The 16775-nt window shown below is 55.6% G+C and carries 11 protein-coding genes; 8 read left to right on the plus strand and 3 right to left on the minus strand.

Annotated features, from left to right (window positions below; all coding sequences use genetic code 11):
* Positions 1-96 precede the first annotated feature (96 nt).
* The 5 genes from AC4PTT_RS16750 (at position 97) to AC4PTT_RS16770 (ending at position 5783) form a co-directional block, all read left to right on the plus strand.
* Positions 97-744, plus strand: a complete 648-nt coding sequence (locus tag AC4PTT_RS16750) for a recombinase family protein (protein WP_492161696.1) — start codon at positions 97-99, stop codon at positions 742-744.
* 34 nt (positions 745-778) lie between these two features.
* On the plus strand, positions 779-1660 hold the full coding sequence (locus AC4PTT_RS16755) for a GYF domain-containing protein (RefSeq protein WP_492161697.1): 882 nt from the start codon (positions 779-781) through the stop codon (positions 1658-1660).
* A 119-nt stretch (positions 1661-1779) separates the two neighbouring features.
* Positions 1780-1995, plus strand: a complete 216-nt coding sequence (locus AC4PTT_RS16760; RefSeq protein WP_492161698.1) for a hypothetical protein — start codon at positions 1780-1782, stop codon at positions 1993-1995.
* Positions 1996-2301: 306 nt separating this feature from the next.
* Entirely contained in the window at positions 2302-5532 is a 3231-nt protein-coding gene (locus AC4PTT_RS16765; protein ID WP_492161699.1) for a hypothetical protein, read from the plus strand.
* A gap of 53 nt (positions 5533-5585) precedes the next feature.
* On the plus strand, positions 5586-5783 hold the full coding sequence (locus tag AC4PTT_RS16770; RefSeq protein WP_492161700.1) for a hypothetical protein: 198 nt from the start codon (positions 5586-5588) through the stop codon (positions 5781-5783).
* On the opposite strand, the gene AC4PTT_RS16775 is transcribed toward AC4PTT_RS16770, so the two are convergent.
* A complete protein-coding gene (locus AC4PTT_RS16775; RefSeq protein ID WP_492161701.1) occupies positions 5780-6130 on the minus strand; it encodes a hypothetical protein in 351 nt (116 codons plus the stop codon). The genes AC4PTT_RS16770 and AC4PTT_RS16775 overlap by 4 nt on opposite strands.
* An 834-nt stretch (positions 6131-6964) precedes the next feature.
* Here AC4PTT_RS16775 and AC4PTT_RS16780 point away from each other — a divergent pair.
* The 3 genes from AC4PTT_RS16780 to herA are packed head-to-tail and all read left to right on the plus strand — an operon-like array spanning position 6965 to position 14921.
* Complete coding sequence (locus AC4PTT_RS16780; RefSeq protein WP_492161702.1) at positions 6965-11866, plus strand: DEAD/DEAH box helicase; 4902 nt, start codon at positions 6965-6967, stop codon at positions 11864-11866.
* Positions 11863-13191, plus strand: a complete 1329-nt coding sequence (locus AC4PTT_RS16785; RefSeq protein ID WP_492161703.1) for an SIR2 family anti-phage-associated protein — start codon at positions 11863-11865, stop codon at positions 13189-13191. Before AC4PTT_RS16780 ends, AC4PTT_RS16785 begins: the two co-directional genes overlap by 4 nt.
* Before the next feature lie 26 nt (positions 13192-13217).
* Positions 13218-14921, plus strand: a complete 1704-nt coding sequence (herA, locus tag AC4PTT_RS16790) for an anti-phage-associated helicase HerA (RefSeq protein WP_492161704.1) — start codon at positions 13218-13220, stop codon at positions 14919-14921.
* Here herA and AC4PTT_RS16795 read toward each other — a convergent pair.
* Together AC4PTT_RS16795 and AC4PTT_RS16800 are read right to left on the minus strand one after the other, a co-directional pair.
* Positions 14916-15842, minus strand: a complete 927-nt coding sequence (locus tag AC4PTT_RS16795) for a nucleotidyl transferase AbiEii/AbiGii toxin family protein (RefSeq protein ID WP_492161705.1) — start codon at positions 15840-15842, stop codon at positions 14916-14918. The genes herA and AC4PTT_RS16795 overlap by 6 nt on opposite strands.
* Entirely contained in the window at positions 15832-16686 is an 855-nt protein-coding gene (locus AC4PTT_RS16800) for a type IV toxin-antitoxin system AbiEi family antitoxin domain-containing protein (RefSeq protein WP_492161706.1), read from the minus strand. The genes AC4PTT_RS16795 and AC4PTT_RS16800 overlap by 11 nt, the downstream gene beginning before the upstream one ends.
* Between the last annotated feature and the right edge of the window lie 89 nt (positions 16687-16775).

The following is a 16775-nucleotide window of genomic DNA, read 5'->3' on the forward strand; positions in this document are numbered from 1 at the left end:
TTCGTTGAAATTTGAATCCCCTTTTTGCTTTCGGGTACAATTTTTGTTGGGCGCGCAGCAAAGCGCCCTTCCCGACAACGAAAAAAAGGCGTCCGCGTGCCTGAGAAGCCGCGCACGAAAACGAACCATATTGTGGAGACCTCAGAGCCCAGCCAACTGTCAAGCAAAGTAGCCAAGGCGATGAGAACCATCGGCTATCTGCGTGTTTCGACCGCAGAGCAGCGTCCGGACCGCCAGATAGACGGGCTACGTATGATCTGCGACGAACTGCACATCGAAAAACTCTCGGCGGTCTGCCCGCGCAGGCCGGTCTATGAGCGTGTCATCAAATCCCTGAATCAGGGTGATATGCTGGTGGTTTGGGACTTGGACCGAGCATTCCGTTCAGTGATCGACGCACTGGCCGAGGCCGAAAAACTGCGCAAACGCGGCATTCACTTCCGCATCGCCAGTCTGAGTATCGATACCAGCACGCCGGCCGGCATCTTCGTTTACACCATGATGAGCGCGCTCGCTGAGTTTGAGCGCCGCACCCTCTCGCAGCGCACGAAAGAGGGGCTGGCTGCTGCAAAAGCCCGTGGCAAGAGCCTGGGCCGCCCGCGCAAGCTGAATGACGCCCAGCTATTCGCTGCGAGCCAACGCGTGCGCGCGGGCGAAACGATCACAGCCGTTGCCGGTGATTTCGACATCGCGCCCTGGACGCTCACCCGCGCTATGCGCCGTCAGGAAGACGACAAGCCTTAACGGCATAGACTCTGAACAACAGGAGGAATTCGCAGTGTCCGAAACACAGGCCATTTGGTTTTACAACAGCGAAGGTGCGGATCGGAAAGGGCCGTTCACCGAAGAACAAATGGGCGCTCTCCTGACTGCCGGTGTCGTCAATGCGCATACAAAAGTCTGGTCGGAAAAGATTGCGGAATGGACACCGCTTTTTCGCACCGACCTGCGAAAACTGCTCGGTGAAAAAACGATAGAACCGCCTCAGGTAGCTTCCGAAGCGCCAAAGGCATCGATTGCGCCGGTTACCACTCCCGTATCTTACCGGGTTTACGACAACAGGATGGTGGGCAAGCTGCTCTACTGGACACTTTGGGTATGTTTTCTTTCGTCTGCCCTTGTGGGCGGCATGTTGGTCAAGGCCCGAAGTGACCAGCAGCGTTTTGGAACGCTGACGCTCTTGGAGAGTGAGGACTTCACCATAATTTACGCTATCCCCTCTCTTGCCGCCCTGATCCTCTGGCTGGTCTGGAAGTATCGCGCGACCGTCACTGCCCACGCCATTGCAGGGCCACAATCGGTGACCTCAGCAGGGGCCATCTACTGGTATTTTGTACCGGTCATGTGGTTTTGGAAGCCCTACGAGGCCATGAAGAACCTGCATTCGGTGTTTGTCGGTAACGGGAATTACGAAAAGGTCACAAGCTGGTGGGCGTGTTTTTGGGGCGTCCTCGGCATCAGCTTCATTATTGTTACCCTGCTTCCCGAGAGCGTTTCTGCCGCGCCCAGTCTCACTTCGTACTACTGGTGGACTGTCGTTCTTGTCGGATTGGAAGCCGCCCAAATCTACGCTGCGATCGAACTTATCAAGGAGATAACGACCGCTGAAACAGCCAGAACCGGGCCGCAAAACAAAAGCCAGCCGCTGCCATCGGCCTAACACGCAAAGAGGAAACACTGAACGGTTAAAAAGGCAGCATCGAGCGCGCTACGTGGCAGTCCCATTCGCGGGCGTGCAAGCGAGCCGGGATTGCTGGCGGCTATAAGGCGTGTGAGACGATGAACAAGCAGTGGGGATGGGGAAAGATAGCTCTCCTTTGTGCCGGAGGCTTTGTAGCAGCCGGCTTCTTTATGAATGCATTCGATCCGACCGCGCAGAGCTGCCTTGCAACGCGCGAGAACAAAGGCTGGAGCCAACTGTATTTTTATAACAGTTGCCGCAAACCCATTAACGTCCCTTTTGTCGGGACGTTTTTTGTTGTTAGCGTTATCTGATTATATGTACGCATATATTTTAACGCTCTATATGTATCTGGATACTTTCTAGTTGCTTAAGAATACCTTGTATGCATAATATGCATACTTTGTAATGCAAGAGGGCTCTTATGCTAAAAATACATTTATACTTGTGCGTTAAGCCTTTTATCTATTTTCTATTCACAATTCTATTTGGCGTTGCATTTCGCCGTTTAAATGGCTGCAGCCATGAATAAGTCCCGCCGCTCCCTGCGCCAATCGGGCAATGTGTTTTTTACCCTGTTCGGCGCGGTGGGGCTGGTTGGTGTGCTCGGCGTGTCCACCATGACCATCATGAAGGGCCCGGTACGCTCGATGCATAATGTAACCCAGCGCACGGTGGCTGAGAATGCGATGATCGCGGCCGGCCGGCTGGCTCTTGTGGCTGCGGCGCAGCAGGACGCCGGGGGTGATTGTGATGCGGATGGTTTCTTAGAGCCGATTGAATGGGAAACGACCGGTATTGGATCACCGCCAGATGGTGGCGGCTTCTTGCCCACTTCATTGGGTGCTTCGCAACTCGACCCTTGGGGCGATAGCTATGGATATTGTGTCTGGGATCACGGCGCGCAGGTTGATGGAACCGGCTGCGGCGGGACTTCGCAGCGGCGTCTCGCCGGAGCCAACACTGAAGAACAGGTTACCATTGCCATTATCTCATCCGGCGCAGACCGGATTTTCCAGACAGGCTGCGGTGATGCGCCGGATTACCTGATCCGCGTGGGCGGCAGTGACGACATCGTGATGAGCTACACCTATGGCGAAGCTGCCATCATGGGCGGCGGACTGTGGAACCTGAAATCAGGTGATCCGGAAACGGCTGAAATCGCCAAAAATCTGCAAGTCAAGAATGATGGAGGGGACGTGGTGTTTGGTGTTGATGCCGCCTCCGATCCGGCTCGGCCTGCCATCAAGGTGGATTATATCCAGGCGCTTGGCGGCACAGCCGTTGAGCTCCTGTCCAAGCTAATAACGGCCGACGTTGATGTTGACGGCGCGCTTGACATCAGTGGCGCGGCAACAATGGGATCTGCCAATGTGGTCGGCAATCTCGATGTCGACGGCACGACGACGCTCGAAGGCCTCAATGCCGGGGCGACCAATGTCGGCACGCTTACGGCAGCGGGGTTGGCTGACTTACATAGTCTTTCGGTAACCAACTCAACCACGCTAGGCGGTACACTCAGCGTTACGGGTGACACCACTCTTTATAGCGGTCTCGCGGTGGATGGCGACACGCTTTTCGTTGATGAAGAAAAACACCTTGTCGGCATCGGAACAAATGAGCCAACCAATATACTCCACGTCAAGCATGACTCTACTGACCCTGCATATATTCACGTCATCAACGAGGGCGGTGGGAATGCCGGGCTGTGGGCGCATGTCTCCCAACCCGGTGCAAGGGCGATAGTCTATCTGCGGACGGCTGAGTCCGGAGGCACTCCGCACTACTGGCATATAATTTCTGACGGCGCAGATGGTAACAAGCTCAAAATCGGTCAAACGACCGTCCCAGGTAGTCCCGCCATCGCTATCCTGAAAACTGGTGAAGTGGGCATTGGAACCGGTGCTCCGTCCGCGCGGCTGGATGTTGCCGGAACCGCCGAAATAAACGGCCAATTGAATATGACGGGCAATAAGATTGTTAATCTTGCGATGCCGACGGTGGGCGCTGACGCCGCAACCAAAGCTTATGTCGATACCAATATTGCGGCGGGAACCGGATACACGGAAACCGACCCGAAGGTGGGAGCGCTCACCAACGGCAAATGGTGTAATTCGGATGGTAGCGTCATCAACTGCACCGACAATCTGCCCCTGCCACCCGACAGTGATATTCTCGCGAATATGAGCTGCGAGGCTGGTGAAGTGGCTAAATATAATGGTTCTGGCTGGGTTTGCGCAGCCGATAACAACACCGGGACAGAACAAGTTTGCGAAGAGGGTGGCGTAAACTGGGCAGTACATCCTGCCGCCGAAAATAATGCCTGGACAGGCATCACCTACGGCAGCGGCATTTTTGTTGCGGTCGCCTATACCGGGAGTGAGACAAATTACATCATGACATCCCCGGATGGGGTCAACTGGACAGCCAGAACACAGCCGGAAACCAACCAATGGTACGGCGTCACCTACGGCAATGGGTTATTTGTCGCTGTTTCCTATAACGGATCAAACCGCGTTATGACCTCTCCTGATGGTATTACGTGGACATCGCGCAGTGCACCGTCAAAATCCTGGGTCGATATAGCATATGGTGGTGGAAAATTCGTCGCTGTTGCTCAGGCACCCGGCAACAGCATTATGCATTCGTCAGATGGTATTACGTGGACCGTGGCAACGCCTGCCACCAGCCACTATTGGACCAGCATTACCTACGGGAACGGAAAATTCGTTGCTCTGGCAAGATCGGGGGGGAATACAAACCGTATTATGACCTCACCGGACGGTGTGACCTGGGCGGCACACGCACTGCCGGAGGACAATCAATGGATGGATGTCACGTTCGGTGGCGGGAAATTTGTCGCTGTTGCCCGGTCCGGCACGAACCGCCTCATGACGTCAACGGATGGAGAAAACTGGACAGCCCGCGCCGCACCGGAAAATAACCGCTGGGCTGCGGTGGCCTACGGAGACGGCATGTTTACGGCGTTATCGACCGATGGCACGAACCGCATCATGACCTCACCCGATGGAGAAAACTGGACGGCTCGCGCTGCGCCGGAAAATAATACTTGGGACGATATCTACTATGGCGGCGGCAAGTTTGTAGCGGTTGCGGGCGCCGGAACCAACCGCGTTATGGTTGCCAACGGACCGAGCTGTATCGGCGGCGGTGACAATCTCGGCAATCACACGGCAACCGGCGATCTTGATATGACAACAAATCGGGTTGTCAACCTTGCCGACCCCACGAATCCGCAAGATGCCGCCACCAAGGCCTATGTCGATGCAAATGTGGAGGGTGGGAGTGTTGATGTTTTTACCAACATAATGGTCATTGGCACATCGGGAACATGGACCGTTCCAGCCGGAGTAACAAAAATCCTGGCGTGGATTTCTAGTGGTGGTGGTGGAGCAAATTATCTGGGGCTTGGTGGAGGACGCGGAACCACAGCTAAAGTCTTAGATGTAACGCCAGGAACATCTATGCCCGTAACAATAGGGGCAGGTGGTGCTGTATATAATACAGGCGGCACTACCAGCTTTGGCGGAATGACCGCCTCAGCAGGCGCCCAAGGAAACATAAATGCCGGATCTGCACCAAACGGAAGCTCAACAGGTGGCGACTACCCTCAAATTACTTTACAGCAGCTTTTTACCCGTGGGGCTGCTGTTCCAAATTTTGAGGGATTCCATGCTCACAACAGAGTAAGGGGACAAGCAAGCGCAGGAAGACCCTCTAGTGGTGATCCGCCATCTGCCGCCTATTCATGGGATAGTAAATTTTTAGCAGGCACACCTGCCATATCATACGGCGATGGCATGCCGGGAGCTGTTATTATTATTTGGTAGTACATTTTCTATTTGCAAATAAAATGGATTTTAATGGTAATTTTTAAAATAAAATGAAAAAGCCAGTTTACGACATACTCATTGCAGAAGATTTTCAGGATCGCACCGGGACGGAGCGGGTGCAATATCACCGGGCCGGGGTGGCCTTCATCAATACGCGCGGCGGGTTGAATTGTGAAATAGTACCCGGCATGGCCCTTACCGGCCGTTTTGTCATTTTCCCCCGGGAGGATAAGGAGGGAGGCAACTAACCGGCTTCCGGGTACGTATAGGGTTTCGGTTCGCGCAGTTCCAGCGCATGTGGCACCAGCCGTATTTTGCCGCCCAGCGCCGGCCCGGTCAGCAGCCGCCATGTTGAGCCAAGATAAGAAGCGACATCATCGGCGGGCCAGAGCATACGGTTGAGAAGCTGCACCTGCACCCGCGAGGCCTTGGAGCGATGCGCCTCCACTTCATCAAACATTGCCAGCACGTCATGCCCGTTCACGCTCGGTTTCTCGCCGGTTTCCCGCTCGCGCAGAAACTCGTGAAAATAACGCACCATCCGGTTGTGACAGTCGATGGCCGCCGTCAAGATTTCCCGCTCTTCCTCATTCATCAGCCTCTCTCCGATCTATCGCCTTCCGCACAGTGTGAATCGTGGCGGGAGAGCGGGCAAGCTCCATCGTTCTAGCGCCGTTCCTTTTTCCGTATCCGCTCGATTGTTGCTACGCAGCAAGCTGTACTACATGGGCGCTTCCGTTGCGGTTCGGGCGGTGAGCAAGATGTGTTTTGTAGTACAAAACTATCTTGGCAAGGGGGCAGCTAGCGCCCCCCGTTGCATCCCCCAGCCTTGGCTCTTTCAGGGCATTGAACCCATTCCAGAGCCATCAGACCGTATCGCCGGTCAAACACTCGCAGGGAGACTTCGCTCTCCCTGCACCCATCGACTTGAGGGCGTTCCTGCCCCCAAGACCCCAGACCATTTCATGGAGACCAGGAAGGGAGCATTCGCGCTGCCCTTCCTTGGAACCATCCCGTCGAGCAGGAGCCTTCAAGCCCCTTGCATCCCTGACCAACCGTTCGCCGTTTGGATACCGTCAGCGCGTCGGCGCTGAACCCGATCAGAGGGCTTTCGCGCCACCCTGAACCCACTCGCAGGACATGGAGATATGCCTCTCCACCTGCACCGCACCATGCACAATCGACCGCTCGATTGATCCTCGATCAGGGGAACGTTCCTGCCCCCCCCCGATACCCCCACGGTAACTTCGTTGAGACCATGTCATGGAGACCTATCGCCACTGGCTGGCTGCCGCGTCATCCTGTAGCACAGGAAAGCGAGTGAAACACACCTGGTCACCACCATAGTATGTGGACAGGTTTGCGAAAATTCTCCCTTTCCTGAACCGAAGCGGTTAGGATTCAGAAATATTTTAGACTGGGGGCCTAGATGTCTGATACTTCGCTATCAGCTTTGTTAGAGAACTACCGTAACGCATCGCGCGATGAGCGCGAAAAGGGTGGGTATTTCGAGCGCGTTGTCCGGGTCTTTCTTGAGAACGACGATACGCAGAAGCAATACTTCACAAATGTCATGCCGTTTTCGGAATGGGCCAAGTTACAAGGGTGGTCCGGGGCCGATACCGGTATAGATTTGGTGGCAACGCTTGCCGATGGTTCGGGATACGCAGCAATCCAATGCAAATTCTACGCTGCCAATCATACCGTTCAGAAGCCCGACATCGACAGCTTTATCTCGGCCGCCTCCAATGACCTGTTCACGCAACTTATCATTGTCGATACGACACAGAAGCAATTTGGGCGCAACGCCGAGGAGACGCTGAACAAGCTTTCCAAGGATTGGCGCAGGATCGGGATTGCGGAACTCGAGACCAGCCGCATCGACTGGTCGCAATTTCTGCGCACCGGCAATATCAGCCTCGCACCGAAGAAAGAACTTCGGAACCACCAGCGCGATGCATTGTCGGCGGTGATTGATGGGCTGGCTGAGGATGATCGCGGCAAGCTCATCATGGCTTGTGGCACCGGAAAGACATTCACAGCGCTGCGCATCGCAGAGGCAATGGCTGGACCGGCCAAGCATGTCCTCTTCATGGTGCCTTCGCTTGCGCTGATGTCGCAAACGGTGCGCGAGTGGAAGAATGACGCCAAGGAAGAGTTCACGGCTTTTTCCGCCTGTTCTGATGTGAGGATCGGGCGACGGGCGGATGCCGACAGCCTCGATCTGAATGTGCATGATCTCGCATTCCCGGCGACGACCGATGCCGAGAAACTTGCCCGGCAAGTCGCGCAGGCCGATCCCGAAAAGATGACCGTTGTCTTTTCGACCTATCATTCCATTGACGTGCTGACGCGCGCGCAACAGCAGCACGGCTTGCCTGCGTTCGACCTGGTGATTTGTGACGAGGCACACCGAACAACGGGGGTTACCCTCAAGGATGAGGACGACAGCACATTCGTTCGCATCCACAGCAATGACTATGTAGCGGCCACAAAGCGGCTCTACATGACCGCCACGCCGCGCATTTTCGGTGACGGCGCGAAACGCAAGGCCGACGATCACGATGCCGAACTGGCCTCGATGGATGATGAGAGCAAATTCGGCAAAGACCTGTTCCATCGCGGATTTGGCTGGGCGGTCGAGCAGGAGCTTTTGACTGATTACAAGGTTGTCGTGTTGGCCGTCGATGGAGGACTGGTTTCCAATACGATCCAGACGCGACTCAAAGAGGGCGCGGAACTGACGCTGGACGATGCCACCAAGATTATCGGTTGCTACAAGGCGCTGACCAAGAGCGACCTCAAGGCCGATCTGGAGTTTGACCCAAAGCCGATGAAGCGCGCGCTGGCCTTTTGCCAGAGCATTGCGAAATCGCAGATGATCGAGGATGAATTCACCAGCGTAGTCGATGAATATACGAGCAACGAGCTGATTGACGATATCCGTCACCTCAGCACCGAAATCCGACACATTGACGGCAGCTATAACGCCAGTGCCCGCGAGGAAATGTTGACTTGGCTCAAGGAAGATGCAGGCGACGATGTCTGCCGCATCCTAACCAACGCCAAGGTATTATCGGAAGGCGTCGATGTCCCCGCGCTTGACGCCATCATGTTCATGCACCCGCGCAAGAGCCAGATCGACGTGGTGCAATCGGTCGGGCGCGTCATGCGCCGGGCAGAGGGCAAGAAGCTCGGCTACGTGATCCTGCCGGTAGCTATCCCGCCCAACACGAAACCCGAAGAGGCGCTGAACGACAATGAGCGTTACAGGGTCGTCTGGCAAATCCTGAACGCCCTACGCGCGCATGATGAACGGCTCGATGCCCGCATCAACCAGGCCAAACTTGGCGAGGATATCAGCGACAAGGTTGAGTTGGTCCGCATATCCTCGGAATCCGAGTTGAGAGAATTGACTGCCGTGGTGGATGACTTTGCCACCACCAAAACCAAGGCAGAGAAAACCGGCGCGGGTATTGGGCAAGAGGGGCGCGAGGGCCGCGAATCCATCGATGCGAATGCGCAGGGCGAACTGATCTTCGATGAATTCACCCGCGCCATTATGGCCAAGATCGTCGAGAAGTGCGGTACACGCGAATATTGGGATACCTGGGCACGGGACATCGCCAAGATCGCCCAAACCCACATCACCCGCATCACCACCATCATTGCCAAAGACGGGCGCGAGCGCGCTTCATTCCTCGCCTTTCTTGAGGAATTGCGCGACGACCTGAACCCGGAAATATCAGAGGCCGAAGCCATCGAGATGCTGGCCCAGCATCTCATCACCAAGCCGGTGTTTGATGCGCTGTTCAAGGGCAGCCGGTTCACCAAGGAGAACCCTGTTTCCCGTGCAATGGAAATCGTGCTCGAACAGCTTCATGAGCATAATCTGGAAAAAGAATCCGAAAGTCTTGCCAAGTTCTACGCCAGCGTGGAGCGCCGCGCCGCCGACGTAAAAACTGCGCAAGGGCGCCAGACGCTGATTACGGAGCTTTACGACAAATTCTTTCGCACGGCTTTCCCCGTGCTCACGGCGCGGCTTGGCATTGTTTATACCCCTGTGGAGGTGGTGGATTTCATCATCCATTCGGTCAACGACGTGCTGAAAGCGCAGTTTGGTCAGACGCTCGGCTCCAAGGGTGTTCACATCCTTGATCCATTCACCGGCACAGGAACCTTTATCACCCGCTTGCTCCAATCGGGCCATATCGCGCCGGATGAACTGGAGCATAAATACAAGCACGAGATTCACGCCAACGAGATCGTACTGCTGGCATATTATATTGCCGCCGTAAACATCGAGACGGTTTATCACGAACTGGCCTATGGCAGTTTGAGCGCCAATGCCCCCTACGATCCATTCGAAGGCATCCTGCTGACCGACACGTTCCAGATGTATGAGCAGGAACGTGACATGGTTGCCAACCTTCTGCCCGACAACGCCGAACGCAGGACCAAGCAAAAGGCGCTGGACATCCGGGTGATCATCGGCAACCCGCCATATTCCGCGGGGCAGGAAAGCGCAAATGACAACGCGCAGAAGGTGAATTACCCGCAACTGGACAGGTCAATCCGCGACACCTACGCCGCCCATTCAACCGCCTCCCTCAAAACGGCGCTCTACAACAGTTACATCCGCGCCTTCCGGTGGGCGAGCGAGCGGATCGGTGATGCGGGCGTTATGGCTTTCGTCTCGGGCAGTGCATGGATCGAACGGTCCTATGCTGACGGGATGCGAAAGTGTTTGGCCGAGGAGTTCAGCGATCTATACATCTTCCATCTCCGTGGCGATATTCGGAAGAACATGCTCTCAAAAGGGGCAGCGCGCGAAGGGCAGAACGTATTTTCCTCGGGCAGTATGACCGGCATTTCCATAGCCGTTCTGGTCAAGAACCCGAAGGCGCAGGAACACGGGCGTATCCATTTCCGTGACATTGGCCCAGACCTGACGACCAAGGAAAAGCTGAGCATCATCCGCGATTACGCCTCGGTCAACGGCATTACCAAGGCCGACGGGTGGAGCATGATCACTCCCGACGAAGACAACGATTGGCTCAATCAGGTGGATCGCAGTTTTGACCGGTTCATGTTGCTTGGCGACAAGCGCAACAAGGTTGAAACGCTGATCTTTGAAGATTTCTCGAATGGCCTGAAAACCCAGCGTGACGCTTGGGCCTACAACTTCTCGTCCGCCAAGCTAATGATAAATATGGGCCGAATGATCGAGACCTACAACGAGGCTATCGATCAGGTGGGCGGACAATCCATCGACGACATCAAGAATGCGGTCGATTACGACGCCACCCGCATCTCTTGGAGCGATCACCTATTTGCGGGCGTGAAACGCGGAGCGCGCGCCTCGATTGAATGTGGGGTTGCGGCGCAATCCCTTTACCGCCCGTTTGAGCGCTCTTGGGCGTTCTATTCCGCGCAGTTTAACGACCGTCGCGGCCAGCTTCCTCGTATTTTCCCGAATGCTGAAGTGAGCAATTTGGTTATTCAGGTGTCAGGCATCGGAGCCCGGGCGGGATTTTCTGCTCTGATGATGAACACTCTTCCAAATCTACACACCGTCGATTCAGGTCAGTGCTTCCCCCTCTATCTGTTTGGAGAGGAGCAACCGGATGATGGCCTCTTTGCTGTTAGTAGCGATCACGCCAACAGCCTCACCCGCCGCGACGCCATCACCGATGAAGGATTGGCGCATTTTCAAGCGGCCTATCCAGGCGAAGAGATCAGCAAGGAAGACTTGTTCTATTATATCTATGGCCTGCTGCACTCGCCCGACTACCGCGAGCGTTTTGCCAACAATCTTGCCAAACAATTGCCGCGCATCCCGGCGGTCAAAACCTTTGCCGACTTCGCCGCCTTCCGTGACGCTGGCCGTGCGCTTGGCGATCTGCATGTGAATTTCGAGACGGTAGAGCCATACATGGTAACGTTCAAAGAAGGTGACCATGCCCTCATCAACGAAGCCCAGGACGACCCGGTCAAATTCTACCGAGTTGCCAAGATGAAATTCGGCAGCAAGGGAAAGGACAAAGACCGCAGCACGGTTATCTACAATGACAACATCACCATCCAGAACATCCCGCTCGGAGCGTATGATTACGTCGTCAACGGCAAGCCTGCGCTGGAATGGGTGATGGAACGCCAGGTCGTCAAGACCGACAAAGCTAGCGGCATCGTCAATGACGCCAACGACTACGCTAATGAAACCGTAGGCAACCCGAAATACCCGCTTGAGCTGTTCCAGCGGGTCATCACGGTCAGCCTTGAAACGATGAAAATCGTCCGCGCATTGCCTCCCCTAGGAGAACTCTCATGACCTTTTTTGCTATCCGGGGGAGCAGGCAACTCTCAAAAGAGGAGTTTTCGGCTCATCTTGCGCTGGCAATTCGATTGGAAAATGTTGGCGTGCTGCTTGGTGCCGGAGCCTCCAAAGGCGTGGGCGGCATGGTCATGAACGATGTCTGGTCGCTCCTGGAGAGCGACTATCCTGATCAGGTTCAATTCCTTCGAGACAATAAATTCCTTGCGGACGGCGAGCAGGGCAATGTTGAGCTATTGCTCGATAAGTTGGAAATTGCCTGTCTGGATGGCGAACGAGTTGGCGTTGATCTTGCCGAACTTAAAGTGACCCGCCACGCTTTGCGGAAGGCGGTTCTGCGAGCGGCAATTCTTGACGAAAAACTATGGTTGGAGCCGGATCACGCGATTTTGCATCCGAAGCTATCGAACCACATAAGGCTTGTGTCGCGCCTTGCCGGAAATCGTCAGCCAGGTCAGGCTGCCCCATGGGCATTTACGACCAACTACGATCTTGCGCTGGAATGGTCGGCGGAGGCGCTTGGTCTTCATTGTGTCAACGGCTTCTCAGGAACGCACGACCGCGCCTTTCGTCCAAGCAGCTTTGACCTTGGCCTTCGCAACGTGCAGGCGCGTGGTGAGGCTCGTTTCGGAACATACAATCTCTATCTCGGAAAGCTGCACGGCTCTATTTCGTGGACAGCGAGTAATTCGGGCAGTGTGTGTGAGCTGCCCTGCGCCACGGTAAAGCCATTAGTGGACCAGTTCATCGCTTCAGATGAGCCCGATGACTGGCCGGGTTTCATGATTTTCCCCGGCGCATCCAAATTCGTTCAGACCACCGCATTCGTATATGGTGAGGTCATTCGCCGTTTCACCGAATTTCTCTCGCGTCCGAACGCCTGCCTTATCGTCAACGGCTATGGCTTCACGGACGATCATATCAATCGCCTTCTCGTTTCGGCGCTACAAAATCCTACGCTGCAACTCATCATTTACCTTCCCGAAATTGACCGTCTGGGCATCTATGACACGCTTGCAGCGACCGGCGATGCAATCAAACCCAACGAACAGCTCAAGCGCCTGCTTTTGGCTCAACTTCCCCAGGTAACGGTGCGGGGTTTTGGGCCGGGTGGCTTCTTCGACGCATTGGCGAACGACTTGCCCGAACCGGCCATGCTGGACGAGGTATCGGAACGTGCGCGCCAGCTTGAAGCCCTACTCAAACAGGCGACGAATATCCAAGTGGCGAAGAAGCCCGCTGTGGCGGTCGAGGAAGAAGCCGTGGTGGCCGCTCCCGAGGCAGCGTCCACACCCGGCGACGATCTCGAGGATTTGCTTTGATAAGTTCCCGTCGCCCCATAGGTTATGTGGTCGAAATCGACGGACCGCAGCTTCTGGTAAATTTGCTTGAGGATTCCCGTGGGCATGTTGCTGGGCACCGGGATGGCTTATCGACAGTAGAGCAGCCGGGCGATCTGGTCGGGATCGACGCCGGCGCAGAAACCATCATCCTTCGGATAATGACCGTGGCGTTCGCCGAGCCGCGCGAAGTCCATGCAGGACGTGGCCGATCATCGAATGTCCCGCAAGAGCCGTTGCGTCAGCTTCGCGGCCGGGTTGTCGGCTTTCTGGCCAAGCGCGAGGGTAGGCTAACTTTTTCGCCACAGGAATGGCGGTTGCCCGTTCTCGGGGCGAGCGTTTATCCGCTTTCCGACATCGAAACCGTGGCGACAATCGGCGCGAGCGGCATCGCTGCCGAGCAGATCAGGCTGGGTGCAGATTCGCGTAATCGCGCGGTTGAAGTCTGCGCCAACATCGACCAGGTTCTGGGTCGCCACATGGCGATCTTAGGTTCGACAGGACAGGGTAAAACCCACTTTGTTGCGGCGGTGCTGCAACAGCTTGTACGCCTGCCTAAGTCGCGGATCGTCGTATTCGATGTGAACGGCGAATATACGCCCGCCTTCGCCAATCTGGGACAGCGCGTGAAAGTCACGCAACTAGGTGGCCAAAATGGCGGCCTTCGGATTCCATATTATGCCCTTGGGCGGCACGGCCTGTCCCGCTTGCTGATACCGAGCGAGAAGGCGCAAATGCCGACATTACGCTTTGCAATTGAGCATCTTCGCTTCGTTGAAGCTGATGCGCATGGCGCGAAGCTGGTCGGCGGTGAGGGCAACGTCCTTTTCGATGACTGTCACAGTGGCAGCGCCGCACAAGCCAATCAAGCGATGACAGCGCTAAGGGCGGGAACAGCCCCTGCCGCAAATGTTTGGCCTCACATGCGCGCATTGTCGTGCCTTGCCACCGAGTGGTATGTTCTTAAGCCAACGAACAACCAAGGCTGGACCCGCGATACCTTCCAATACGGCCATATCCAGTCGATGATTAACCGCATACGCGGTTTAATCGAAGACCCGCAATTTACCTCTGTTGTCGAAATCGGGGGCGGTGCAGGACTGACGAATCCCTTGAACATGCAGGACGAATGTGCCGCGCTAGTTCGGGATGTTTTTGGTCCACCCGTGTTCGGTCAAAACGACTGGTCAGTCCATATCGTTGACCTTAGTCGCCTGACTCAAGACTTAATGCCGTTTGTCTTGGGATCGCTCCTTGAGATGTTCGCCGCAGAGATATTCAAGCGCGGCCCCGGTAATACGCATCCGACTATGCTCGCCCTTGAGGAAGCGCACCACTATCTGCGCCAGTTACCTGGCGAATCTGATGGTGGGCAGCAGGCGCTTGCTTATGAGCGCCTGGCTAAAGAGGGCCGCAAATTCGGCCTGTCCCTCCTAATCAGCACTCAACGCCCGTCTGAGGTTTCTCCAACCGTGCTTTCGCAATGCGGCACTTGGGCCGTGTTCCGCCTTAACAACGAAGCCGATCAGCGGGCGGTCGCGTCGGCAGCAGAAACAGCGGGGGTGAACGTGTCTCGCCAGCTTGCCGGGCTTGGTCGCGGCGAAGCCATCATTTTCGGCGCAGCGCTACCGGTGCCAACGCGCCTTTCTGTCAGCAGGCCAAGTCCTGAACCAGATTCTAAAGACCCGCCATTCTTGCGAAAGTGGTCATAGTGGCGGTCGCCATAAGCTCTCTATTTCCTGCCGGTGCTCCGCATGTTTTTCCGGGTTCTGCTCCTTTAGCTTACGCAGATTGAGTATTTTCCATTGCACAGCAGGCAGGTTGACCGCATCGGGCAGACCGATGGCGTTGAAGTCGGGCTCACCTTCATGCAAGGACAGCAAAAAATTCCGCACGGGCTCATCGAGTCTGGCAGCAATATCGCCGACCAGTCGTTTGCGCACATCGATCAATTCCGCCAGGCTCACCTCGTGCGTGGTCATGCCGTCAAACTCTGCTACGAAATCCTCATCCAGCGCTTTGAGCGATGGTCGCAGCAGTTCGTGCGGCGGGCGGTTGGAACTGGCGACGTAGACGAGGAACGTGCGAAACAGCGCGTCGGTAATGCCTTCGTTCTCATAGAGCAGCTTCACATCGTACAGGTCGCGTGGGTGCTGCCTGTCTAGCGCAGCATGTAGCTTGCCGCCGAACAAATCCTCGAAAGCGACAACCAGCATTTCCGCGAAGCCGAACATCTCGGTCACGGGGTCGGTAACGGCCCGTAATTGGGGTGGATGAACCGTTCCACGGCTTACCGGCGACGTTTCAATCTTGATCTCAGCGGAGCCTTGGCGGACTTTGACCCGTGTGTCGTTGTTGCCTCCGCCTGCTATGCGCTGCACATTTACGCCACGCAGATTATTCAGCAGGTCAGTCTGTATGGCGCCCAGTGCCGTATCAACTCCCGCAAGCGACGCAGCGCGATCCTCAATGGGCAGATAGACAAGATCTATATCGACCGATAGGCGCGGCATATCACGGTAAAACAGGTTGATTGCCGTACCGCCTTTCAGGGCGAACACGTTCTGACGCGCGACAAAGGGCAATGTTCGGATCAGCAGTTGTACTTGCCGCTTGTAGTTATCACGCGCCATCGATGGCCTCCCCCCGCAGCAGGTCGGAGGGCACTGTGATGCGATATGTCGGGTGCAATTTACCGTTCTCTGCAAGGGCCCTATCGCCCCGGCCGAGGTCTATAGTCTCGGCGTCGATGTGTTTGCGCCAAGCATGTGCATGCTTGTCCGCATAAACGAAGAAGAGGCGCTTCACCTTGACGCTTTTGCAGCCGGTTAGCAGCGCCGTGAGTTGCTTGGGGCGTAGGTTTACTAGGCTCTCAAACACCACGTCCACATTGTGGAAGCTCTCTCCACGCGGCAGTTCATCCAGGGTTTCGAGGACGGCGCGTTCCGGCGTTGACATCCTGATCGGCCAGAGCCACGGGCTCATGGCCGCGCCATTATCGGCTTGCTGAGCCAGATTGAAAGAACCGCTTTCGATGCCTGCCGGAGTATCGCCAAACAGTTTCATGCTATGTCGCACGAAGCGACCATCGACACTTATCTTGTAAAGCCATTCCGGTATGTCGTCACCGTAGAGGTGAACCTTCTGCCTGCCTCCCAAGGCGAGATAATGCTCATGGCCGTGCAATGCCAAGGCGGTCATTCCCCCGACATGGAAGCGGTACTCCATGAGCCATTGCGCGGAAAGGAGCGGTATCTTCCATCCTCTGGCCGCCTCGGGATTTTCCGAAGGTGTGAAAGGGCGGCGATAGAGCCCCTGTACAACCCTTTCTAGCCAGCCTTGCTTGACATAGGCGGACACGGACTGACGTGAGATATTGTGGCGGCTTATCCAAGCGGTATCGATCAGAAATCCCGGTGGAACATTCTGAAGAACCTGCTTTAGTTTTGACGCGCTTTGTCCATTCATAATAGACATTATGGCACAAACTCAAAGTGATTGCGAGAGGCACTTTACGATGCCTTTTATAAGTCAACTCACGATGGACATAATAACCAAACATCAAA

Source organism: Nitratireductor sp. WH36-1 (genome assembly GCF_058725515.1).